The organism is Amycolatopsis sp. lyj-108 (genome assembly GCF_046549005.1).
Lineage (GTDB): Bacteria > Actinomycetota > Actinomycetes > Mycobacteriales > Pseudonocardiaceae > Amycolatopsis.
On sequence record NZ_JAJPWQ010000003.1, the window covers coordinates 152,670 to 175,275 of the forward strand.

At 67.7% G+C, this 22,606-nt stretch carries 21 protein-coding genes; 5 read left to right on the top strand and 16 right to left on the bottom strand.

Features of this window, described 5'->3' with window-relative positions; translation table 11 throughout:
• Window positions 1-7: 7 nt before the first annotated feature.
• The 3 genes from ACLJO0_RS12260 to ACLJO0_RS12270 all read right to left on the bottom strand — a co-directional run bounded on the left by ACLJO0_RS12260 (window position 8) and on the right by ACLJO0_RS12270 (window position 2,420).
• A complete protein-coding gene (locus ACLJO0_RS12260) occupies window positions 8-442 on the bottom strand; it encodes a VOC family protein (protein ID WP_410578442.1) in 435 nt (144 codons plus the stop codon).
• Window positions 442-1,428 (bottom strand): aldo/keto reductase, encoded by a 987-nt coding sequence (locus tag ACLJO0_RS12265; protein ID WP_410578444.1) that lies wholly within the window; start codon window positions 1,426-1,428, stop codon window positions 442-444. Before ACLJO0_RS12265 ends, ACLJO0_RS12260 begins: the two co-directional genes overlap by 1 nt.
• Window positions 1,429-1,862: 434 nt before the next feature.
• Window positions 1,863-2,420, bottom strand: a complete 558-nt coding sequence (locus ACLJO0_RS12270) for a cysteine hydrolase family protein (RefSeq protein WP_410578446.1) — start codon at window positions 2,418-2,420, stop codon at window positions 1,863-1,865.
• A gap of 204 nt (window positions 2,421-2,624) precedes the next feature.
• On the opposite strand from ACLJO0_RS12270, the gene ACLJO0_RS12275 reads away from it, so the two are divergent.
• Window positions 2,625-2,837, top strand: a complete 213-nt coding sequence (locus tag ACLJO0_RS12275) for a hypothetical protein (RefSeq protein ID WP_410578448.1) — start codon at window positions 2,625-2,627, stop codon at window positions 2,835-2,837.
• A gap of 5 nt (window positions 2,838-2,842) precedes the next feature.
• Here ACLJO0_RS12275 and ACLJO0_RS12280 read toward each other — a convergent pair whose 3' ends face one another.
• Window positions 2,843-3,265 (bottom strand): VOC family protein, encoded by a 423-nt coding sequence (locus tag ACLJO0_RS12280; protein WP_410578450.1) that lies wholly within the window; start codon window positions 3,263-3,265, stop codon window positions 2,843-2,845.
• A complete protein-coding gene (locus ACLJO0_RS12285; protein WP_410578452.1) occupies window positions 3,258-3,839 on the bottom strand; it encodes a PadR family transcriptional regulator in 582 nt (193 codons plus the stop codon). Before ACLJO0_RS12285 ends, ACLJO0_RS12280 begins: the two co-directional genes overlap by 8 nt.
• Before the next feature lie 123 nt (window positions 3,840-3,962).
• Here ACLJO0_RS12285 and ACLJO0_RS12290 point away from each other — a divergent pair, with 123 nt between their 5' ends.
• Window positions 3,963-4,346, top strand: a complete 384-nt coding sequence (locus tag ACLJO0_RS12290; protein ID WP_410578454.1) for a nuclear transport factor 2 family protein — start codon at window positions 3,963-3,965, stop codon at window positions 4,344-4,346.
• 22 nt (window positions 4,347-4,368) lie between these two features.
• On the opposite strand, the gene ACLJO0_RS12295 is transcribed toward ACLJO0_RS12290, so the two are convergent.
• The 7 genes from ACLJO0_RS12295 to ACLJO0_RS12325 all read right to left on the bottom strand — a co-directional run bounded on the left by ACLJO0_RS12295 (window position 4,369) and on the right by ACLJO0_RS12325 (window position 15,660).
• Complete coding sequence (locus ACLJO0_RS12295) at window positions 4,369-5,388, bottom strand: hypothetical protein (RefSeq protein WP_410578456.1); 1,020 nt, start codon at window positions 5,386-5,388, stop codon at window positions 4,369-4,371.
• 89 nt (window positions 5,389-5,477) lie between these two features.
• Window positions 5,478-6,158 carry a DNA alkylation repair protein gene (locus ACLJO0_RS12300; RefSeq protein WP_410578458.1) on the bottom strand — a complete coding sequence of 227 codons (681 nt, stop codon included), beginning with the start codon at window positions 6,156-6,158 and terminating at the stop codon, window positions 5,478-5,480.
• A gap of 92 nt (window positions 6,159-6,250) precedes the next feature.
• Window positions 6,251-9,643 carry a hypothetical protein gene (locus tag ACLJO0_RS12305; RefSeq protein ID WP_410578460.1) on the bottom strand — a complete coding sequence of 1,131 codons (3,393 nt, stop codon included), beginning with the start codon at window positions 9,641-9,643 and terminating at the stop codon, window positions 6,251-6,253.
• 53 nt (window positions 9,644-9,696) lie between these two features.
• Entirely contained in the window at window positions 9,697-12,783 is a 3,087-nt protein-coding gene (locus ACLJO0_RS12310; RefSeq protein ID WP_410578462.1) for an ATP-binding protein, read from the bottom strand.
• Window positions 12,783-13,421 carry a hypothetical protein gene (locus ACLJO0_RS12315; protein ID WP_410578464.1) on the bottom strand — a complete coding sequence of 213 codons (639 nt, stop codon included), beginning with the start codon at window positions 13,419-13,421 and terminating at the stop codon, window positions 12,783-12,785. Before ACLJO0_RS12315 ends, ACLJO0_RS12310 begins: the two co-directional genes overlap by 1 nt.
• Window positions 13,422-13,446: 25 nt before the next feature.
• On the bottom strand, window positions 13,447-15,078 hold the full coding sequence (locus tag ACLJO0_RS12320) for a KGGVGR-motif variant AAA ATPase (protein WP_410578466.1): 1,632 nt from the start codon (window positions 15,076-15,078) through the stop codon (window positions 13,447-13,449).
• Between the two features lie 3 nt (window positions 15,079-15,081).
• Entirely contained in the window at window positions 15,082-15,660 is a 579-nt protein-coding gene (locus ACLJO0_RS12325; protein WP_410578468.1) for a toll/interleukin-1 receptor domain-containing protein, read from the bottom strand.
• A gap of 222 nt (window positions 15,661-15,882) precedes the next feature.
• Between ACLJO0_RS12325 and ACLJO0_RS12330 the strand changes: the two genes are divergently transcribed.
• Window positions 15,883-16,818, top strand: a complete 936-nt coding sequence (locus tag ACLJO0_RS12330) for an SEFIR domain-containing protein (protein ID WP_410578470.1) — start codon at window positions 15,883-15,885, stop codon at window positions 16,816-16,818.
• 12 nt (window positions 16,819-16,830) lie between these two features.
• Here ACLJO0_RS12330 and shbA read toward each other — a convergent pair whose 3' ends face one another.
• The 4 genes from shbA to ACLJO0_RS12350 all read right to left on the bottom strand — a co-directional run bounded on the left by shbA (window position 16,831) and on the right by ACLJO0_RS12350 (window position 19,789).
• Window positions 16,831-17,481 (bottom strand): RNA polymerase sigma factor ShbA, encoded by a 651-nt coding sequence (gene shbA, locus ACLJO0_RS12335; protein WP_410578472.1) that lies wholly within the window; start codon window positions 17,479-17,481, stop codon window positions 16,831-16,833.
• A 4-nt stretch (window positions 17,482-17,485) separates the two neighbouring features.
• Complete coding sequence (locus ACLJO0_RS12340; RefSeq protein ID WP_410578474.1) at window positions 17,486-17,761, bottom strand: hypothetical protein; 276 nt, start codon at window positions 17,759-17,761, stop codon at window positions 17,486-17,488.
• A 506-nt stretch (window positions 17,762-18,267) separates the two neighbouring features.
• Window positions 18,268-18,678 carry a hypothetical protein gene (locus tag ACLJO0_RS12345; protein WP_410578476.1) on the bottom strand — a complete coding sequence of 137 codons (411 nt, stop codon included), beginning with the start codon at window positions 18,676-18,678 and terminating at the stop codon, window positions 18,268-18,270.
• A 109-nt stretch (window positions 18,679-18,787) separates the two neighbouring features.
• A complete protein-coding gene (locus tag ACLJO0_RS12350; RefSeq protein WP_410578478.1) occupies window positions 18,788-19,789 on the bottom strand; it encodes a hypothetical protein in 1,002 nt (333 codons plus the stop codon).
• Between the two features lie 260 nt (window positions 19,790-20,049).
• Between ACLJO0_RS12350 and ACLJO0_RS12355 the strand changes: the two genes are divergently transcribed.
• Both ACLJO0_RS12355 and ACLJO0_RS12360 read left to right on the top strand, forming a co-directional pair.
• Entirely contained in the window at window positions 20,050-20,208 is a 159-nt protein-coding gene (locus ACLJO0_RS12355) for a hypothetical protein (RefSeq protein ID WP_410578480.1), read from the top strand.
• A gap of 188 nt (window positions 20,209-20,396) precedes the next feature.
• A complete protein-coding gene (locus ACLJO0_RS12360; RefSeq protein WP_410578482.1) occupies window positions 20,397-22,583 on the top strand; it encodes an ATP-binding protein in 2,187 nt (728 codons plus the stop codon).
• Window positions 22,584-22,606 lie beyond the last annotated feature (23 nt).

Consider the following 22,606-nt stretch of genomic DNA (forward strand, 5'->3'; position numbering starts at 1 on the left):
CCCGGCCTCAGTCGAGGCAGAACTCGTTGCCCTCGATGTCCTGCATCACAATGCAGGACTCGTTCTCCTCGTCGGCCAGCATGACCCGCTCGCAGACCGCGCCGAGCGCCTCCAGGCGGGCGCGCTCGGCCTGGAGGACGGCGAGGCGCTCTTCACCGACGAGTCCGATGCCGGCCCGCACGCAGAGATGCACCCGGTTCTTGACGACCTTGCCCTCGGGAACGCGCTGGAAGTACAGCCGCGGGCCCACTCCGTTGGGGTCACTGCAGGCGAAGCCGGCATCCTGCTCCTCGGGCGCCAGCGTGCGGTTGTAGTCGTCCCAGGTGGCGAACCCGTCCGGCGCCGACGGCACGGCGTATCCCAGTACCTCGCACCAGAAGCGGGCGAGGCGCTCGGGTTTCGCGCAGTCGAAAGTGACCTGGACCTGTTTCACCGACACCATCAGACCACCCTAATCGCTGTCGAACGGATCAAGCCCGCGGCCTTCAGATCGGCCCAGACCTGTGCGGGTACCTCCGCGGCGAAGGACTCCACGTTGCGTTGTACCTCGTCGGCGGACCGCATCCCCACCGCGATACCGGCGACGGCCGGATGCTGGAGCGGGAAGGCCATGGCCGCCTGCGGAAGCGTCACGCCGTGCGCCTCGCACACGTCGGCGATCTTGTTCGCCCGCTCCAGGATTTCCGGCGTGGCGACCTCGTAGTCGAAGTGAGCTCCCGCGACGGGCCTCGGCATGGCGAGCAACCCGGAGTTGAAGACCGAAGCCGCGATCACCGAGACACCGCGTTCCTCGCACGCGGGCAGGAACGTGTCGAGCGCGCTGTGCTCGAGCAGTGTGTGGCGGCCGGACTGCATGACCACGTCGACATCGGTCTCCTTGACCAAAGTGGTCAGCATGGCCGTGTCGTACATGCCGGCGCCGATCGCGCCGACGATCCCTTCCGACCGCAGTTCCGCCAGGGCCGGATAGCCGTCGCGCAGCGCGTCGTCGAAGAACTCCTCGGCGTCGTGCAGGTACAGCACGTCGATCCGGTCCAGGCCCATCCGCTCCAGGGAATCCTCGACACTGCGCCGGATCCCGTCGCGGGTGAAGTCGCGTACCCGGTCGTGCGTCGCGGGCACGTGGAAGCCTGCCGGATCACTTTCCCCGTCCGGATCACGCGGGACCAGCAGGCGGCCGACCTTCGTCGACAGAACGAAGGAAGCACGCGGCCGCGAGCGCAGGAACTCGCCGATCCGGCGCTCGGAATGCCCGATCCCGTAATGCGGTGACGTGTCGTAGTAACGGATCCCGGCGTCCCAGGCCGCGGCCAGCGCGCCCGCCGCGGTGTCGTCGTCCAACGGCGCGAACAGTCCGCCGAGCGGGCCGCCGCCGAACCCCAGCCGCGTCACCTCGACATCGGTGCGCCCGAGTCGTCCCGTGTCCATTCCGGCTCCCCCTTGATCGGCTCGGCGACCACGGTGCCACACCCGAGCGAGCCGGTCTCGCGATTTATTGAGGAGTAAGTCAAACGTGCCAGTGTCGCCCCTGCGTACGCGTTCTCCTGGTAATGAGGGCCTCCTTGCCTACTCTGACGGTAGCGAAGGAGGCTTTCGCTACCGTCCGATGTGGTCCCTGGTGACAGTGGGACGGCTGTGACCTCGGTGGCCGGTCGGTAAGGCGTAACTCGCGTGCTTGGGGACGTAACTCGCGTGCCTGGATGCCGCACTCGCGAGTGCGGAGTCCGAACACGCGAGTTACGTCTTTGAACACGCGAGTTACGTCTGTAAACACGCGAGATCCGGGTCTGAGCACGCGAGTGCGGTGTCGCGTCACCCAGCCACACCGTCTCGCCCGAGACACGGCACGTTTGCCTTACCCCTCAATATTCGCCGTCGACCGGCCAGTCCGCACACGTCACGACCTCGAACCCGCGGCTCGGGAAGACCGCGTCCACGAAGAAGTCGTGTATCGCCGGGTCGCCGTCGGCACAACCGTCGCGCAGCACGGTCACGTGGTAGCCGCGGTCCGCCGCGTCGTAGGCCGTCGCGGCCACCATCGCGCTGGTCGCGACTCCGGCGATCACGACGGTGTCGACGCCGCGGGCGCGGAGCACCAGATCGAGATCCGTGCCGGCGAACGCGCTGGCACGGCGTTTCAGCACGACCACGTCCTCGTCGGCCACCGGCAGGGCGATCTCGGTCCCGGCCGAGCCTTCGTGGAAGGTGTCCCCCGCCTCGTGGAACGTCTTGAACAACGGGTTCCCCGCCGGCAGATCGGCGCCGTTGCCCCGGAGCGCGAAGTGCACGAACACGACGAGCGCGCCGGCCGCGCGCGCCCGCGGCAGCAGGGCCTCGACCGATGGCAGGACTTGCTTGGCGAACGGATAATTGCCCGTGATGCCTCGCTGGAGGTCACCGATGATCAGCGCGGTGGTCATACCGCGAAGCTATCAACAGCAACCCGAACGTCCGTATGCAACCGGGCGCGCGGCTGGTTATTGAGGGTAGGGCAAAGGTGGCGGCTTCGGGCGAGACGACCTGGGTGCCGCGGCACCGCACTCGCGTGCTCAGACGCCGAACACCCGAGTGCGGTATCCAGACACGCGAGTCACGTGTATGAGCACGCGAGTTACGCCTTCGCTATGCCCGCCATCGTGGCCCCAGGAGCGAAGGTTCCCGTACCAGAGTGCAATGCCCGCCCGATCACGCCGCGGCCGTCCGGGACGCCCGGCGGCGACTTCGCTTCGGGCTGCTACAAGGGCCAGTGCGCGCCGGGCGAATACGTCGCCGGTGTCGCGTACACCGGCCGGGTCGGCTCGAGTCGCACTCCCGACGCGCTGCTTTGCCGCGTCTGAGGGCTTCAGGCGACGAAGACGCAGAACGGATGCCCCGCCGGATCCACGTATACGCGCAGCGGTTCTTCCGGGTCTTCGCTGCGGTCGTACCGGAGCCGTCCGCCGAGTTCGAGGACGCGGGCGTGCTGCTCCTCGAGTTCCTCGACCGAGTCCACGGTCAGATCCAGGTGCAGTTGCTGGGGCACCGGTTCGGCGTCCGGCCAGCTCGCTTCCGGCAGCCGATCGACCTGCTGGAAGGCGAGTTGCGCCCCGCCGTCCGGATTTCTCAGCACCAGCCAGTCCTTGTCGCCGTTGCCGGGCGCGGGCGGTTCGTCCCCGGGGCGGTAGTCCCATGCCAGCAGCCGCCGGTAGAACTCCGCCAGCGCGCGGGCGTCGGTGCAATCCAGCACCACCTGACGAAATTTCGGGCCCTTCTTCCGCTCAACCAAGCCGTTCTCCTCCGTCGTTCGCGGTCGCGCGCCGGTCGAGAACCGCGAGAACCTGTGCACACCAGCGGATGTTCTCCTGTTCGAACGCCATCCCGCGGGCCAGGGTCAGATAGGGGCCGACACGGGGCGCGGTGGCGAGGAACTCCGCCTCCGTGGCTCCGCCGAGAAGGCGTTCCCGGAGGCGTTCGAACCGTTTGAGTTTCGTTTCGGCGACGGCCATCCTGTCCGCGACGGCGCGCCGGACCGCCTTGCCGTCACCCGCCTCGACCCCCTGGATCTGCACCAGCAGTTCGTCGCGGATCGCGGTCGGTTTCGGCGCCCGCGTGGTGAAGCCGGCGAGTTCGGCCGCGCCGGCGTCGGTCAGGGAGAAGAGCCGCTTGTTCGGACGCCGTTGCTGCTCGACCACCCGCGCCGTCACCAGGCCCTGCGCTTCCATCTTGTCCAGCTCCCGGTAGAGCTGCTGCGGCGTCGCGGTCCAGAAGTTGGCGACCGACGCGTTGAAACTCTTCGCCAGGTCGTAGCCCGAGAACTCGCCGTCCAGGAGCGTCGCGAGGATCGCGTTCCGCAGCGCCATGGCGTAATGATAGCCCCGGGCGGATTAGTCGCAAAGTTGATTAGACACTTTGATGGACACCGGTGTGGTGATCACCTACGCTCGGCGACGTCTACTCAACAAGTTGACTATGAGGAGATCGTCATGTCCACGTTCCGCCAGGCAGTCGAAGCGAAGGACGCCGCCGCGATCGAGGCGTTGCTCGCCGACGACGTGGTCTTCACCAGCCCGGTGGCGTTCAAGCCCTACCAGGGGAAGGCGATCACCGCGGCGATCCTGCGCGGTGTCCTGCGGGTGTTCGAGGACTTCCGCTATGTCCGCGAAATCCACGACGGCGCGCACCACGTGTACGAGTTCGAAGCGACGGTCGACGGGCTGGAGATCAACGGCTGCGACCTCCTGACCTTCGACGCCGACGGCAAGATCGCCGACTTCAAGGTGATGGTCCGGCCGTTGCGGGCGGCGGAGGCACTCGCGGCGCGGATGGGCGCCCAGTTCGAGACCATCAAGGCGGACGCGCTCGGCTGAGCTTTCCGCCGCCCGCGACGGATCACCGGACCGCGCAGCGCCAGTGCACCGGACCAGCGCCGGCGTCGGCATCCCCGAAGACGGTCCCGTCGTCGCTGACGAGGTCCGCCCTCGCCGAGGCCGACCCGGCCGGAAGCGGCAGCTCAGCCGCCAGGCGAGTGCCCTGCCAGACCACGGGCGGCCCGTCCCAGGCACGGGCGCGCCCGGCGATCAGGCCGTGCCGGTTGATGCTCTCCGCCGAGCCGCCGCCTTCGAGCAGCTCCGGGATGTTCCCGGTCCAGACCACGCCTTTCGGCCCCTTCGCGTCGAGGATCGTCCCGACCGCGCGGCCCGCGCTGATGCCCCGCGACAACACCGGGACCTCGGGCGACGGAGGCAACGCGATCAGCTTGCCGGAACGCCACAGATAGGCCGAATAGCCGTCGCCGAGCATGATGGTGCCGTCCTGGTCGATGTCGACGGCGGAGGCGTAGGGCAGTTCGGGCGGCGAGATGATCACGGGTCGGGCGGCGTAGCTGAGCCACGCGATCACCACGGCGCCGGTGCCACCGGACGGGGTCGCCGTGGCCACGATCTCCCCGAGATCGTTGATCGCCACAGCCCGGGGATCGACGAAGCCGGCCGGTATCGCGAGTGGTTCGTAGTTACCGTCGCGGTACAAGAAGATCTGCCGGTCGCGGTCGTCGAACGAGACGGCGTTCACCAGTACGGCGCCCGACCGGTTCTGGGAGACGGGCGCGACCGAGTCGAATCCCTTGGGCGGCGCGACGGTCCGGGGATCGTCGCCGTGCCACAGGACTAGCCGGTACGCGCCGACCGAGCCGACGATCTGGGTGCCGGAGTAGTTGCCCGCGCCATCGGTCGCCACGACTTCGACCCGTTCGCGTTCGGCGTCCGCCGGCACCACCACCGGCGTCACTTGATACGAGCACGCCGCGGCGCCTGGCGCCGGGCTCGCCGCGGCCGAAACGGAAACGGAAACGGAAAGCGCGACGGCGGCGACGCCTGCCGTCGCGCATCGTTTGACCAAGCCGATGTCCATGCGGATCCCCTCAGTGCCGGAACAGGTTTCGGCCGGATCACGCGCGCCGGGCCGCGGCCGTTGCCCGCGTCACCCGATCGGCAGAGTCGTCAGCGGCTCACGTCGCCCGACTGCCGCCGCACGATCTCGGCGATCCAGACCGGCGCGAACGGCGACGTGCAGTTCGGCGGGGTCGGATAGTCCTTGAGCACCTCCAGGCGCTCCCCGATGCCGATCGCCCGGGCACGGTGCTCCGCGTGGTCGATCCCGATCTGCGCCAGGCAGTGGTTCATCGCCCACTGCAGGCGATCCGGCGCGGTCTTCAGCTCCGCCTCGATGACGTCGAGCAGCCGCGTGAAGTCGAGGCCCTCGGGTTTCTTCGCCACACGTTCGGTGGTCAGCGCCCACCCTGCGCTCGCGACCACGGGATCCGGATCGGCGGACCAGGCCAGGCGCAGCTCCTCGGCGTGCGGATTCTTCTTGACCACGTAGTTCACGAGCCAGTCGTGCACCTTCGGGGTGCGTGCTTCGCGCACCATGCGATCCAGATCGTCACGCGCGAACGTCTTCGGACGGCAGATCAGCAACGCGAGCAGTTTCGCCGCGGTGTCGTCCGTTTCCCACAGCTCCAGGGCGAGCTCCTGCTGGGTCTTCAGCCGCTTCGCGAGCGCGCGCAGCTTGCCGAGGTTGACCCCGTGGTCGTCGCCGTGCTTCTCGTTCACCTGACGTGCGCGCGGGTCATCGAGCGCGGCCAGTTCGGCCAGCACCTCGGCCTTCGTCGTCCCGGTCACCTCGGCCTCCCGCCCACGTTTGCGACATTCAGCCTACGAGGCGTTCCGTGTGGAGGAGCCGTTCGGCCCCTCCACACGGGTGATTTCGACCGCTACCCGCGCCGAACGAGCTCGTCGGCCTGCTCACGCAGGAGTGCGGCGACCCGCGGCCAGCCGACGTTGATCCGCCGGGCCGAGCCGCGATGACGCTGCGCGAGATCCCGCGGGTCTCCGCCCTGGAAGGTCAGGCCGCCGGCGAAGCCTTCCCGGAGATACCCGCCGTCGACGACGTCCAAGACGTCACGGACCGCTTCCGGCGGCCACATGCCGTCCGGAAGGGGGGAACCGCTCGCCAGCACGGTGCCGATCGCCCGGTCGCCGAACTCGGCCCGGCCACGCTCGGCGAACTCCGCCCGGGCGCGCGAAACCCAGGCTTTGAGCGCGGCACCGTCGGTACCACCCGGCATGGTGCGTGTCTCGAAGACCGTCAGCCACATGTTGACCAGTTCGACGCTCGGCACGTCGTCGTCCGCGGGATGGATCAGGGTGCAGAGTTCGGCGAACGCGCCCGGGTTCTCGGAGAGAATCCGCTGGAGGCTCCACGGTTGCCGATGGTGCTTGAGCGCCGGGTGGAACCGCAGCTCCAACCGCGCGACCGCGACGTCCGAACCTCCGGCCTCGACCAGCTGGTCCAGCAGCGGCGCCACGTTCGCGACGGCCCTGCGATCGGGTGGTTCGATGCCATCGGCGGACGCCTGGAGCAGCACCTCTTCCATCAGGGAGGCGGGCAAAGGAAGCGGCTCTGTCGCGCGCACGCCCAAGGCGAGCGCCTTGACCGCGGCCCACGGCCGGCGCCGCGCGAGTCGCGTGACGAACGACGACTCCTCCCCTTCCGGAAGCGGCCACGGATCCACGTGAGCCCAGTAGCTCTCGAGAACCGCGTCGTCGGCGGAATCGAAAAGCGCCGCCGCGTGGTCCACGGGGATGGCCAGGAGGTAGTCGACCAGTCTGTCCTGTTCCTTGAGCTGCGTCGCGATCTCCTGCCGCCATTCCTCGCCCTGCGACCGCGCCCTCTCGCCCGCCCAGCCTGCCGCCCAGTCCTCGCGACCCAGTTCGGCGAGCGCGTCTTCCTGGAGGTCGTCCACCGCCACCTGGGCCGCGACCTCTCCGACCAGTCTGGGCTGCGTGCTCTCGGCGGCGAGAGCACTCAGTCCCGCGACACCGTGCTCGCGCAGGACGCCACTCACAGCGTCGCGGCGAAGACGATCGATCTCGGCGTCACGCGCCTCCGGATCGAGAGAGTCGCCGCCCTCCAGGTACGGATCCCGCCCGAACAACAGGCCGTGACGCCCCGGATTGACCGCGGGTTCGATCATTTCGGCGCAGGATTCCAGCCATTGCAGCAATTCTTCCGGAAGCGTCCAGTCCGCGCCGTCGTAGTGACGATGCTCGGCGGTCAACGCGGTGAGCAGGCCCCACAGGCGAAGCCGTTCGTCCGCCGAGAGCCGTTCGGCGTCCAGCCTCGTGAGGGCTTCGACGACGCGGTCCCACTGCGCGGCGGTCAGCTCGGGCAGCCTCTCGAAGAACTCGCACCACCGATGAGGCCGTTCCCCCAGTGCGGCCAACGCCGAAGAGACCAACTCGTCTTCGAACTCCGGCCCGTCGGAGACGGCCACCGGCGGCGCCGGGACTGTCCATTCGAGACGGATCCGGGGACGCCGCGGACTCGCGAGAAGGTGTCCTCGCGGCCCGCGCAGGAGTGCGAGAGCCAACCGCCAGCCTGCTTCCGGGGAGCGCCGTCCGATCGCCTTGACCAGGTCCGTCCGCTGCCCGGCGGGCAGGTCCAGATACGGGTACCACGGCTGCACGAGGGTGATCAGCGATTCGAGCGGCTGGTCACCCGCCTCCCTCCCCGGCCGCGTCAGTTCGGCCAGCAGCGAGACCACCATCGGCAACGCGTCGTCGGACCAGCTGACCGTTTCCAATGCCGCCGTGAGACCGTCGATAGCACCGCTCAGTGGCGAAGGATCACTGGTGAGCGCGTGATCGACAGCACTGAGGAACTCGTGAGGTGCGGCTTCGGCGAGCAGAGGCAGTACATCGGCGAGTGACCGCCAAAGTACTCCGGCCGCGTCGTCGTTGGCTCGTCCGAGCAGTTCACGAACGAACCGCGTCGCGTGGTCGGCGCACGTACCGCCACCGGGCAACGTCGTCTCTCCCTCGGCCGCCAGCAGCGCCGCGCTCCTTGCCAGCCCGTGCCTCAGTTCCGCCGACCACTTCCGCCCGGGCTCTCTTTCGCCGAGCACCTTGACGGCTTCCTCGTGCCAGCGTCGCAGATCCTGCGCGCTCAGCCGGCCATGCAGGAGCGCCCAGGCATCGTGGGGATCGGCCAACCGCATCCCGTCGCCCGACCGGGCCAGCAGTGGGTCGTCGCCGACCTCGGCTCTGGCGAAAAAGCGTCCGAGCTCGTCGGTCTCCCGCCCGGTGATCACCGCGATCTCGTCCAGATCGTGCCGCGATCCCGCCGACCACCGGCCGACCAGCAGGAGCGGCGCGGCGAGATCGCGTTCCAGCGGGTTCACCCACTTCGGGAGAGCACCGGCGACACTCAGCCTGCGGCGCAGACTGCCGAGACCGCGCCGGGCGAGATCCGCGTACGTGTGCGCGTCGGCGGGCGGGACACCTGCCGCCGCGAACGCCTCGGCCGCCTCGTCGCGGGGAATCCCGGGGAGCGTCAGGACTTCGGCACCACTCCGGTCCGGCGTGCGCCGCACCACGACGACATGGCCACCACCGGTGTCGCCCTCCCCCACGTCGAAGCCGTCCATCACGGCGACGAAAGGACCGTCCAGGTCACGGCAATGACGCCGGCCTTCCTCGGTGGACACTCGCACCGCCCGAAGTCCTGGCCGGTGGGCCGCCAGCGCGGTCGCGACGAACGCCGCGGCCTCGGTACGACTGCCGGCGTACACGGGCAGGACGGACGGCGCGGCGTCCAGCCACGCGCACAGCCGGTCGACTTCCCTGGCCCGGCCGAGCACCGGGAGCTCCACGGGCAGCACGGGACTCGTCTCGTGCCGCCAGGAATCGAGCCACTCCGGCAGGTCTTCGAGGCCTTTGACGACGCCGATGCCCAATTCCGGGGCGACGCGGATCAGTTCGGTGATCAGGCAGGCGATGTCCTGTTCCGCCGTACGCCCGCCGAGCCGCCGGTATCGCAGGCTGGAGAGCCCGGCGATCTCGTCCGGCATGACGGCGTCCTCGGAGTCTTCGTCGTCTTCGATGAGGACGGGGACGACTTTCTTACCGAGTCGCAGCGCTTCGGCGAGTTCCTCCCGGCCCCCTTGGTCGAGCGCCTCGGTGCCGATCGGCACCACCAGGACCGACGCCGAACCGCCGGACCGGAGAACCCGGTCCTTTCCGAACACGTGAGCCAGACTCCGTTCGAGATCCCGGATCCGGTCCTGACCGTCACCGGACCGGACGGTGATGAAGATTCCTGCCATGGTGCGAAATCCCTTCCAGCGAGCACAGTTGATGGGGCGAACGAGCTACGGCTTCACTCGGCTTCGGCGCGGGCGCGGGCGAGCACCTCCTCGACGCTGAGCGGGCTGGCCGGATGGTGGGTGAGGCACAGCGGAGTGGTCACCCGCTGGAAGCCGAACGCCTCCCCCGCCACGTAGAACTGGGCGCGTTCCAGTCGCGAGATGTCGTCGACGGGGCTGCCCTTGGCCCTGGCGAGTTCGTTGGCCGCGGCGATCTGGGCCGGGCTGTTGAGCCTGCCGAAGAACTGCGTCATCGCGTTGCCGACGACCTGGTTGTGCAGGCCCTTCGGTGCCTGTGTGGCGAACAGCAGTCCCAGACCGTACTTCCGGGCCTGCGAGGCGAGCACGATGGTGCTGCGGGTGCTCGCCGTGAGGGTCCCCGACGCGGCGAGCAGCTGTGCCTCGTCCATGACGAAGAGCGCGCCGAGTGGCCGGTCACCCGCCGGATTCCGCTTGGCCCAGGCGAAGAGCTCCATCTGGAGCTGGTTGACGAAGTTCTGCCGCTGTTTCTCCGAAGGCAGCCCGACGAAACTGATGACCGAGACCCTTGCCCGCTTGCCTTCCCCGGGAGTGAGCAAGAGCCCCGGGTCGACAGGCTGGCCGCCGCCCGCCAAAAGCGGATCGTTGACCATGGAGGCTTTCAGCAGTTCGGCCAGTTCGGCCGCCAGTTTCCGCCCGTCGTTCAGGGTGCTCACCCCGTCGGGCAGGTCTTCGAGCACCTCGATGAGTTCAGGCAGGCTCCGGGACCCGGTACGGGCGTGGTACACGACGGCCTGCCGCAGCACCGCGAGGCCGACAGTGGTCTTCGCCGTGCTTCCGGTCAGTTTCACCTGCGGAGCGAGCGTGGCCACCGCGACCTCGACGGCCGCGTTGAACTCGTCCTCGTCGTCGAGAACCCCGGCGAAATCGGGCAACGGCTGGAACGCGAGCGGCCGGCCGCCGGCCCTCCCCGGGGTCCACACGATGACATCGGTCTCGGCCAGGTACCGCTTGGCGAGCTCGGCGTCGTCCGCTCCCCATGCCTCGGGCGGCTCCGGCCAGGCGTCACCGAGCCGGGCGAGGTCGTTGTTCGGATCCAGCACGATCGCCGAAACGCCCTGCAGCGCGCACTCCTCCACGATCCGTCGCAGCAGTACCGTCTTCCCGGAACCCGAACCGGCGAAGATCGCCGCGTGCTTACGCAAGGCAGCCAGTTCGATCCTGACCGGCTTCCCAGTGCCGGTCACGGTGCCGAGGGTGATCTCCCCTTCGGCGGCCGGTGCCTGCGCCTCAACAGATCCGGGCGAAGATCGCTGAAGGGGCTCTGGCAGGACTTCCGCCAGGAGTTCCGACCGGCCGGCGGGGCGCCGGTCGACGAGCCACTCGTGGAGTTCCCGGCTTCCCTCGGCGAACATCTTGTCGAGTGCCCAGAACGTGCGGATGTCCGCATCGGACAGTTCGCGTGCCCTGCCACCGTCCTTTTCGAACGCTTTGAGTTCCGCTTGGGTCTTGATCCCTCCCGACCACGCCAGATTGCGGATCACGACCAGATGCCGGTTCTCGGCCCCCTTCCGCACTCCGGCGGCCGAGCGTGCCTTGCGGAACCGGTGCAGCACGGCGATGGGATGCGAGGCCGCGATGGCCCGGAACGCCCAATGCTCTTCCAGGTCTGACGTCTCGTCCACCGTGCGGGTGAGCCAGGCGTGCAGCTCGTTCCGGTCGCTCTTGGCCCCGTAGACCCATTCGAGGTTGTCGTCGCCGACCTCGGTGATCCATCCCCGGAGCGCCGCGGACAGCAGCCTCGGCATCACCTTGTCCTCGACCTTGGGGTCGAGGAGGGCTGACGGGTCGGCCTCCGAGCGATGTTCCTCGAACCGTTTGTCCAGCTCCACGAACCGGTCGGCGGCCATCGCGGGCCGCGGCGGGCCTGCCGGCCGCGCGCCACGTTCGTCGAACGTGGTCAGCTCGGTGATCCGTCCCGCCCGCACACAGGAATCGACGTGCGCGACGATCCGTTTCAGCACATCCCGCGGGGACAACTCCTCCCAGACACCGTCGAACGCGACGGGCGACACCGGCCAAGTGGCGTGGGGCGGCACGAACTTCATCGCCTCGTACGCGACTCCGAGACGCTTCTCGACCAGAGCCCTGCCGACCTCCGCGCTGGTGACCCGGCCGAGGAACTCGGCCTCCCGGAAGCGGTCCGGAACCGTGTCCGTGGCCTTCCTCTTGAGCAGCTCCCAAGTGCCGGGCAGGCAGGCGAGCACCGTCATGGTCCGTCTGGTCACTTCCCGCAGCCCCATGAGCCCGTCCGCGATCTGCGCGACGAGCTGGTCCTCTTCGGCGCTGTCGCGCACCTGCTCGGCGGTCACCGCGGAGCGGGCCACCAGGGTGTCGAGCTGGTCGACGGCGATCACGATCGGGCCGGTGAGCGCGAGCAGCCTCGTGATGTTCTTGACCTGGGCCGCCGCGGACTTGGGAGCCGACCGGATCCCCCATTTGCGGCGGTCCCCGGATTTCGACTCCGGGAACACCCCGAGGTAGTCGTCCCCGACGTAGTTCTTGCTCGGATCCTCACTCGCGTAGAGCACCAGCGCTCGCGCCGTGTCGGCACATTCCCTCGCGACGTCTCGATCGAAGGCGCGCAGGCCGTCGACGAACGAGTCGACATCGCCTCTCGACAGGCCACCTCCGTCCAAGATCTTCTTGGTGACGTTCGCGTCGATGCTCGCGCGAAGGCAAACGCGCCGAAGGAAGCTGGTCAGCTGGGGAACACCGGAACCGTCCAGTCGCGAAAGACCCCGGCGTAACGCTTCCGCCGTGTTCTCCCAGAACGCGTCGCCGGCGGTGAGATCGTTGAGGAAGAAGTAGCCACGAGCCTCGTGCACCTGCTTTCGGACGAGCCCGAGCAGATGTGTCTTGCCGACACCCTTCTTTCCCTGGAGGACGAGCCCGATCGGACTCGGGCCGTCACTGGAGACCGCCTCCCTGATCCCGGCCCCCACCTGCGCCAGGACACCCGTGTGGAGACCGTCGACGTGGTAGGGCGAATCGCGCCACACGTGATCGGGTGTGTCGGCCCAGTCGAAGCGCAGGGCCGAGAGCGCCGCTTGAGGATCCATCACGGCTCCTCGATCGAGAGCAGATGGTTGTCCTCACCGCCGATACGGACGGCCGCGGCGTGAGCGGCGGCGGTGAGCGCCTTGCGATTCGACTCCGGGACCAGGCGGACCTGCCCTGACCGGCTGAGTTCCTTCAAGACCGCATCGACGTCCACAGTGGACGCTTCGCCGAGCATCGGCCGCAGGTCCACCAGCCCGACCCAGTCGCGCGGAGCTTGGGACAGTTTGCGGTAGGCGATCCGGATCCGGGTCTCGATCTCCTCCGCCGTCAGCTGGACCTCGGGCATGAAGAGGTCCGCCAGGCGGAGCCTTTCCCGCCGGAGGTGTCTGCCGAGGCCGCCGAGCAGAACATACAGGGCGCTGCCAAGACTGGTCCGGGGCGACGGCACCCCCTCCGTGCTCAGCTCCTCCTCGCACCAGGCCCAGCCGTACTCGGTCAGCTCGTGCACGAACGGACGGCCGCGGAGCACCTTGCTACGGTCACTGCTGACCAGATCGAGATCGTTGAGCTGGCGGCGTTCCTTCCCGTCGAGGGTGAAACCCACCATCTCGTCCAGCTCCGGATTCGACATCTCGCGCGCGATCACCATCAGCACGAGCATCGCCGCGATCTGCTTCTGTCCCAATCGATCCGTCATCCGTGATCCTTCCCATACCCGATTCCTACTGATCGAGAAATCCGCTGAATCCGTGTCGTGTGACCCTCGCCTCGGCGGCCCGCATGGCCCACTCGATCGCCATGCGGGTGTCCGGTGGCGCAAGCAGGCGACCGCCGGGCTCCGCGTCGGTCGCTCGTGGCCGCGTCACCGACATGAGCTCCTCGGCGAGATCCTGAACGCGATCCCGTTCGCCCGCTCCGATCGCGATCTGCAGCTCGGTGACGATCTCTTCCACCGGTCCCCACATCAGCGGGCGCAGTCGCGCGCGAGCGGCTTGCCGGAGCACGCCGGCGACGTCGAGCTCACCCGGCTCGACGAGCGCTGTCGTTCCCGTGAGCTGATCGACCAGATTCCGGGCGATCTCCACCGGCCCACGGGACGGGCCGAACTGGAGATGCCTCAGATTGCCCACATAGCCCGGCAGCGTGTTCGGCTCGGTGTCCTCGGTGAGCACCGGGACGACCCGGCGATCCTGACCGAGGGTCCGGTGCAGGAACAGCTCGACCTCGGCCGACTGCCACCGGCTCACTTCCCCGTCGACGATCAGGCACAGATGCTTGGCGTCGTCCCCGGTCTTGTCGAGCAGTGACCGTTCCCCCGAGAACGACAACACCGGGCGCACACCGAGCTCCGCCAGGTACTTCATGAGGTCGTCGGCGAGCCGCATCGTCGATCTGGTCGTGCTGACCCGGACGTCGTGGCCGAACGTTCGTTTCTCCGCACGGATCGCGGCGACATAGGCGTCCCGGTTCTCCGCGAGCAGGTCCGTCCGGTCGAAGTCGTGTGCCACGACCGCCGCGACCGTTTCCAGCGCGAAACTGATCTGCTCGGCGGTCGGGCTGAGTTCCGTCATCACGGGGAGCTGCTCGCCGAAGGTCCAGAAGGAGACGTACGGCAAGGTCAGATGACGCGACATCAGGTCCGGCGAGACATCGCGGTCGAGCCAGCTGCGGAACAGGTCCTTGGTCTCTTCGAGACAGATACGCCGCCACTCCTCCGAGCGGGCGTATTCGTCGCGGGCGTCGAATCTCGAGAGCACCGGGAGGACGGTCAGCTGCGGCCGGTCGTAGGGCATGCGGTCGCGAGCGGCGTTGGCACGTTCGGCGATCTCGACCGCGCCCTTCATGCTCTGCACGTTCGCCGTGAACAGGACGACGAGCCGGTCCGGAAGATGGGCGGTGCAGATGCCCCCGATATCGGAGATCCCCGTCCGGCTGTCGATGAGCACGTAGTCGTAGTCGGCCGTCCATCGTTCCCGGCATTCTTCGAGGTAGTCGCCGAAACCCTGCTCGTAGAGGGCTTCCCAGTCGAGGTCCTGCACCCGTCCGACGTAGGCGGCGTCCGCCCGGCCCGCCGTGATGACGTCGAGCTTCACCTTGCCTTTCAGCCGGGTCGTATGCGCGCCAGGGCGAAGCCTGCCATCGCGGAAGTCGTCGATCAGGTCCACGACGCCGCCCGACGGAGGCGCGCTCATCATCGGCCGGAAATAGGTGTCCAAACCGGGCGCTTCGAGGTCCCAGTCCAAACACAACACCCGGTATCCCCAGCGCGCCAGCAGAACGGCGATATTGGCCAAGGTGAAGCTCCGCCCGACGCCGCCCTTGTAGGAGTAGAAGGTGACCACGGTTCCCGGCATGGGTCAGAACCTCGGCAGCTTCGACGGTCTTGGCGGTTCGGGCGGGGGCGTCTCGATCGGCCACTCGGGACACCACGGCGGCGCCTGCGCGATGATCTCCACCAGTTCCTCCACCATCCGCTCGACCTCACGGTCGAAGTCGAGGTACTCAAGGGTGTTCTGATACTGCGGATGCGGCTTGTTCCAGTTCCGGAAACTGCGCATACGGCGTTCGTGGGCGTAGCCGGGATAGTATTCCGAGTCACTGAAGATCACCGGGTAGATCAACCGGCCCGCCTTCGCGACGATTTCCTCTCGTTTCGCCATGGTGTGCCATTCGGCTAGGCACCATTCGTCGAGAAAGTACTTCGGCGAGCAGACCGGGATCAGGATCCGGGTGCGTTGCAGCGCGTCCCGGATCTCCTGTGGCCACTTTCCTCCGACGGGAACGCTGTCCTCCAGGAATATTTTGACGTCATAGTCGACATTGTCGTCGAAAAGTCTCCGCAGACGAGGAAGGAAATGATTCCGCACCCAGTCCGGGGCGTCGCCTCCACTGCGGCGATAACTGATGAACACGTCGTACTCGTACACGAGCGCCATCGCCCCTTCGCACCCCGATCCGCCGGACAGCCCTGATCGTAGGGGCCCATGCAGGTTTTTAAAAAGGTCCAAAAACAAGACAAAAAGTGGACACCGCAGCGCAGCCGGGTACGGAAAGACAGAAAGATGACAAGCGGGTGACAACGAGTGCCTTCGACCGTGCGATCGTCAAGAATGCGACGCACCCGCAGAATGGTCCACCTTCACCTGACAGGAGTTTCGATGGCCGACAACGAGCCGCCGCACGTGTTCGTCACTTACGCACATGATTCACCGGAGCACAAAGATCGGGTTCGCCTCTTCGCGGATTTCCTGCACAGCCGGATCGGCCTCGAAGTGCACCTTGATCAATGGGACGACAACGAACGTCGCGACTGGTCATTGTGGGCGTTGAAGCACCTCGACACGGCGAATTTCGTAGTGGTCATCGCCTCCCCGGAGTACAAACGCCGCGCTGAGGGAACGGCCGCCCCCGACGAAGGACGGGGATCCCAGTTCGAGGCGGCACGGATCCGCGATCGGCTGACCAGGGATCTCGGCCGCGAGATCAAACGGGTACTCCCGGTCGTGTTCCCCCAGCAGTCCGTCGAGGACATCCCGAACTTCCTCAACCCGTTCTCCACCACGAGGTACCCGGTCGACGCGTTCACCGAGGAGGGCGTGGAGGATCTGCTGGCCGCGATCACCGGCAGAGCCCGGCACCAGCGGCCCGAGCGCGGCCGGTGGTCCGGCGGCGCGGTGAGCGCGACCGGACCGCACCGGACGTCGCTGGCGACCGGCCTGGAATGGCGGGCGTGCAGCGACGGCGTCCGGACGGAAGGCGCGCGGATCAACGACGTCCACTACGCGGACAGCATCGTCCTACGAGCGGCGGAGCGGCTCGCCTTCGTCGAAGTGGACCTCGGAATGGCTTACCGAAGGCTGACCGCGGTCGCCGGCGTCCTCGACGACGCCGTGGAACCCTTCCAGGTCGGGCACTTTCGCGTGCTCCTCGACGGAAGACCGTCACCCGAGGTCAAGGTCGCGCTGGGGAAACCGGCCACGATCGACATCGGCGTCGCCGGGGTGCTGACGCTTCGGCTGGAATTCCACCGCCCTGGCACGACTGGGACCAGGTGGTTCCCGGAACTGGCCTGGGGCGATCCCGTCCTGGATTAGCACGCGTACGGCTCAGAAGTCGTCCTCCTCCCGCACCAGTTCACGAAGCTTCACCAAGCCGCGGTGCTGCTTGACCCGCACGTTCCCCGGTGTCAACCCGAGCGCGGCCGCGGTCTCGGTGGCGGTCAAGCCGACGACGATCCGCAGGGTGAGCACCTCCCGCTGCACTCTGGGGAGCTTGGCGACGAGCCTGCCCAACCGCACGCCGAGGTCGACGCCGAGTGCGTGGCTTTCCGGCTCGTTGCGGACCGGTCCGGCCTCCGGCAGCTCGGGCACGGGGTCGGATCGGTCACGGGAAACCATGCGGAAGGCGTCGGCGACCTTGTTGGCCGCGATCGCCCGCACGAGGTAGAGGAACGAGCCACCTCGATCCTCATAGGCGGGCAACATCTTGAAGACCGCGAGGCATACCTCCTGCGCGACGTCGTCGGCCGACAGGTAGGAAAGGTCGCGGCCGCCCATCCTCGCGCGGCAGTAACGCACCAGCATCGGCTTCACGACGGCCAGCAAGGCGTGCACCGCGTCCGGATCGCCGCTCTTCGCCGCCACGACGAGCGGGGCGAGCGCCTCTTTGGTCAGCCTGCCCGCCGGGCGTGGCAAATCCGCCAAGGTGCGGTATCCCTGGACTTCGCCGCCGATAAGGCGAGTGTCGATGGTCGCCATCGGATCAATCCATCACTTTCGCGGTGGAATCGAGCCGGCGGACCTGTGCGACGAAGGAATTCATCCGCCATCGGAGGCTGTACGCCTTCGTCGTATCACCGAGCGTGCTCGCGACCGTTCTCCTGAAGACCTGCCGCAGCTGCTGCCCGCTCAGCGTCGTTTCCACGCGCCGCGGCCGGAATCCATGTCTCTTGAAGGCGGTATAGCCCAGGTACAGAACGACGATCAGGGCGCCAGCCGTGCCGTTTCCCGCAGCCGTGGTGCCAGTGGCGGTTCCCATGCTCTCTCCCGGGCGTTCGCGGTCCGAATACCTGATGATCGGAGAAAGCGGCGGCGACGTTGCGGCTCGCGGTTTCTTGTCCTTGTTCTGACCGTTGCGAACAGCCGCAAATCAAGGACATTTTCCGCAAGGGCGCGATCACCGGTGGCGAAACCCCGTGGATATGTCGTGAAGGGTCCCTTTGAGACGATGAAGGTCTCAAAGGGACCCTTCACGACATATTGGGTCGAAAGTCAAATGTGTCGTGTCCGTGGGTTGGGGCCGGCGGTGAGGTGAAGGCGCCCTTCGCCGCGTCCGATGCGGTGAAGGACGCCTTCGCTCCTGGGCCTGCGGTGCGAGCCCGGCGTCCGATCACGCGAGTTACGTCTCCAAGCACGCGAGATACGTGTCTGATCACGCGAGTACGGTGCCGCGTCACCCAGGGGCTATCTCACCTGACCACGCCACCTTTGACTTACCCCTCAATAAGAGCTTCACCGAAGCCGATCCTGGGTGGCGGCGGACGGCTAGGGGCCGCCCACCAGATCGTAGGTCAGGTAACAGTCATCGGACGCCTCGACGACCACCCTCGTCACTGTCTCCCCCGGCGAGACGGCACCAGCCGTGAAAAGGGAGTGTGAAGAGCCGAACAGGGTGAAGACGTCATCGACCTTTATCAACCCTGAGCCACCTGTGCCTTCACTCAGACCCAGTCCAGTCCGAGGCGTGCAGTACGGCCTTGCTCGCTGTTCGGGGGTTTTCTCGTCTTCGCACCATTGCGCGCCGGCGCACGTCGTGGGGTCGCGGTAGTCCCTGCCGTTGTACTGGACCTGGTGCGGGAGGCCCTTCTCTTCCGGCAGGGCGTAGCCGAAGTGGTTCGCCACCTTGGAGGTGAACGCGGCTCCACAGAGCGCGCCGAGAACGGCCAGCGCCGCCATGGACAGCATCACTACACGCCAAGGGCCCCGGCGTCGGCGTGTCGTGGACTGGTCCTCGACGTCTTCATCGTCGTAGCGCGGCGTGGGCGCAGGTTCCCGGCCCGGCATGCTAGCCGTCCTTACCGCTCACGAGAGGTTCCCCAAGCGGTACTGGCGCCCTCCATCGCACTCCATAGGCGAAACCCGGTGTCAGGCGCCGGAACTGGACATGGACCTCACCCGAAGCGTCCGGCGTCAAGGAGAATCCTCGCGCCGCCTCATCACTCGCGTCGTCCTGGAAGACCCGCTCCAGCTGCACCACTTCCGCCGGGATCGGCAGGGGAAACCGGACGTGCAGGTCGAACAGGTCGACCGGATGACGGGGGACGCAGACGAAATGCGGGTGCCTGAATTCCGCTCTGAACCGCAACGCGATCTCGTGCCTGCTCTGCCGCTGAAGCGGTTCGGGAAGGTGTAACGCCAAGCCGACGCGATCAGTGGACTCCATCGCCCTGCCGATCAGCCGTCCACCGTGGAACACGTCCACCCGGAGATCGTCGGCGCCGATGGCTTCACCCCGATAGACCGAGTCGGTGAGGGTCAGGGCGAGGTCCAGCTCGGTGATGTCGTCGGCGTCCGCGACGATCCGGCGGAATTCGAAAACCTCCGGAACCGGCTGGTCGAGCGCCAGCGTCACTCGCAGCTCCTCCGTGTGCCACCTCCTGCTGGGCTGGGCCGCTTCCGCTTCGAAGGATTCGTTCGTGGACGCCACGGCGACCTCGGCGAGCCGATCGATTCCTTCGTCGATACGCCGGCGGGCGGTCCGGTCGTCACGCTGCAGATGCCCGGCCAGCCAGCGCACCCGTTCCTGATAGACGGGGTGCACCGCCTCCGGGTGCAGTCCGAGCGCGGCCAGCACAGCAGTGCACAGATCCTCGGGCAACGAACGCGACCACTCGGACAGGCATTCGCCCAGCATTCTCCGGATCGCCGCGTTTCCGGCACCCCCGGCCGTACCGCAGACCGCGCGCAGCGCGGGACCCGCCCGCTCGGCGAGGTGAGGTGCCGCGATTCCCCTACCCCGTCGAAGCAGCTTCAATTCGCCGGCGAGATCAACAGCGCTGACGGTCACCAGTCCTCCCCTAGTGGTTCGAGCACGGTGGTCAATAGTCGTCAGCCCGGCGGCCCGTGTCCAGCCGGTCGCGGCCGTGTATCGACGATCGTTATTCGGGTTTCCCTTTCCCGCCCAGATGGGAAACAGGAAACTCCTTGTCGCTGTCAGACCCGCGACGCATTCTTGGTGAGTCGCCGAAATTCGCGGCGAATAACACCCCAACCAGCGGTTTCCGTGCTGTCGAGTGCTGCCCTGACGCGCACATCCAAGGAGTCGGAATGAAGGTCATGTGCTCGCTTTCACTGCTCTTACGGCTGGCTTTCTGGCTGTGGGTGATCGCGCTCGTCGTCGGGGTGCTGCTCGGCGGCGCACAGGGAACCGCGCCCGCGAACCCGGTCCAGCCGGCGGTCGCCACATACGGAAAGGAGGTGGACTGACCATGCAGACCCACACCATCGGCCTGATCCTGGCCCTGCTCGGCTTCGTGTTCGGCTGAGGACGATCGGCGACCATGGAACGCACACGCGGCCGCCGGCCGGGTCCACGGATCCGGCCGGCGGCCGGAGACAGCTGCCGAAACATCTTCCACACGGCCATACTGATCCTCCGACGAGGGTGGGGGCCGATGAACGAGAGAGCCACGTTCGGAGCCGAGCTGAGACGTCGCCGCAAGGCGGCCGGCCTTTCACTCACCGAACTCGCCGTTCGCACCCACTACAGCAAGGGCTACCTCAGCAAGGTCGAGACCGGGCTTTCCGCGCCGAACCCCGCACTCGCCGCATTGTGCGAAACCGAACTCGGTGCGGAGGGAGCGCTGAAACCGCTGTTGCCCGGTGAACCCGTGCGGCGCAGGACACGGCCGGACGTCCGGCCGTCCGGCTTACCGCCGGCGACGACCTCCTTCACCGGGCGGACCGCCGAACTGCGGGCGATCCGCACGGCGCTCGAAGCCGACGGAGGCGTCTGCGTCGTGTCCGGCATGGGCGGCGTGGGCAAGACGGAACTCGCGGTGCGGTGCGCGCACCGGCTGGAGTCCGGATTCGCCGACGGCTGCCTGTTCGTCGATCTGCGCGACGAATCCGGCGAATCCGCCGCGGTGCACGACAGGCTGCTGCGCGTCCTCGGCGTGCCGGCGGACCGCATCCCGGCCGACCCCGCCGATCGGACGGCGTTGTATCGGTCCCGGCTTCGGGGCCGCAGTGTGCTCCTTGTACTCGACAACGCGGTCAACGCGGCTCAAGTGCGCCCGCTGCTCCCGGCCGAGCCGAAGTGCCGGGTGCTGATCACGAGCAGGTCCCGGCTGAGCGCGCTCGACGATGCCGCGCACATCTCCTTGGACATGCTCCCGCTCGATGCGGCGGTCGGCCTCTTCACCACGGTCACCGGTGTTCCCGCCAGCGCAGCCGTCATCCGGGTGGTCCAACGATGTGCCCGGCTCCCCCTCGCGGTCCGGATCGCCGCGGCGAGGCTTCGCGCTCACCCGTCTTGGGACGTCGCGGAACTGGATCGGCGGCTGGCCGACGAAACAGCTCGTCTCGGCGAGCTCGACGACGGCGAACGCTCGCTCGCCGTCGCGTTCCGGCTGTCCGTCAAGCAGCTGAGCGCCGCCGAAGCGAGGCTCTTCGGGCTGCTCACCGTCCACCCCGGGACCGACGTCGACATCCATACCGCGAGTGCGCTGAGCGCACTTTCGTTCCGGGAGACCGATCGGCTGCTGGACCGTTTGCACGAAGCCCATCTGCTCACCCAACCGGACTCCGACCGCTACGGATTCCATGACCTGCTGCGCGCGTTCGCGACCGAATTCGTACTGACCGACGCGGAGGACGAAATGACAGCATTCGGCAGGCTGGCCGCCTTCGCGGTGCGAACCGCGGCTCAGGCCGACAAGGAACTCACCCCGCACCGCTTCGTCCCGGAGATCGTCTTCGACCCTGGACTCCCGGAACCGGTACGGCTGGACGACGGCGAGATGGCGATGTCCTGGTTCCGCGCCGAATGGCCCGGGCTGGTCGCCCTGTGCAGGACGGCGCATGAACGCGGTGAGTACGACCGGTGCTGGCAGCTCGCCTTCTTCCTGCGTGACTACTTCTTCGTGGCCAAACTCTGGGATCCTTGGCTGGAAACCCATCGGTGGGCGCGCGCGGCCGCCGAGGCCGCCGGCGACAGATGGGCGCTCGCCACCACCACGGCCAATCTCGGGGTCGCGCACGTCGATCGCGGCGATCTGGACGAAGCATCGGCATGCTACGGCGAAGCGCTCGCGCTGTTCCGCCGGATCGGTGACGGTCACGGGGAAACCACGACACTCGCGCACAGCGGCTGGGCCGAGCACTATCGGGGCAACCATGACGACGCGTTGCGAGATCTCCGGCAGGCGCACGCGGCCTACGTCCGTGACGGCAATCGCCGCAACGCCGCGATCACCGACCGCGGGATCGCCTTGGTACTGACGGCGCTCGGGCAGCCGGTCGAAGCCGCCACGCTCGCCGCCGAAACGTTGGCCGTCTTTGACGAGCTGGGGCTGGACCTCGACGCCGCGATGGCCCTCAACTGCCTGGGCTGGGCTTGGTTCCACACGGAGCGTCACGACCTGGCCGCCTCGGCGTATCGCGCGGCCGCGGACCGCGCCGAAGCCTGCGGAAGCCGTTACGAAACCGCGCGCGCCTACGTCGGCCTCGGGAACGTCGCGGCCGCTGAAGGCTCCACCGAGCTGGCGGCCGACCTGTGGAATCGAGCCGACGAGGTCCATCCCGATCTCGACGAGGTCATGGTCGGTGAAAGCCGTGCGCGCGGAGGCGCGACGGCCTGAGCCGGGATACCGGCGACGAGTCC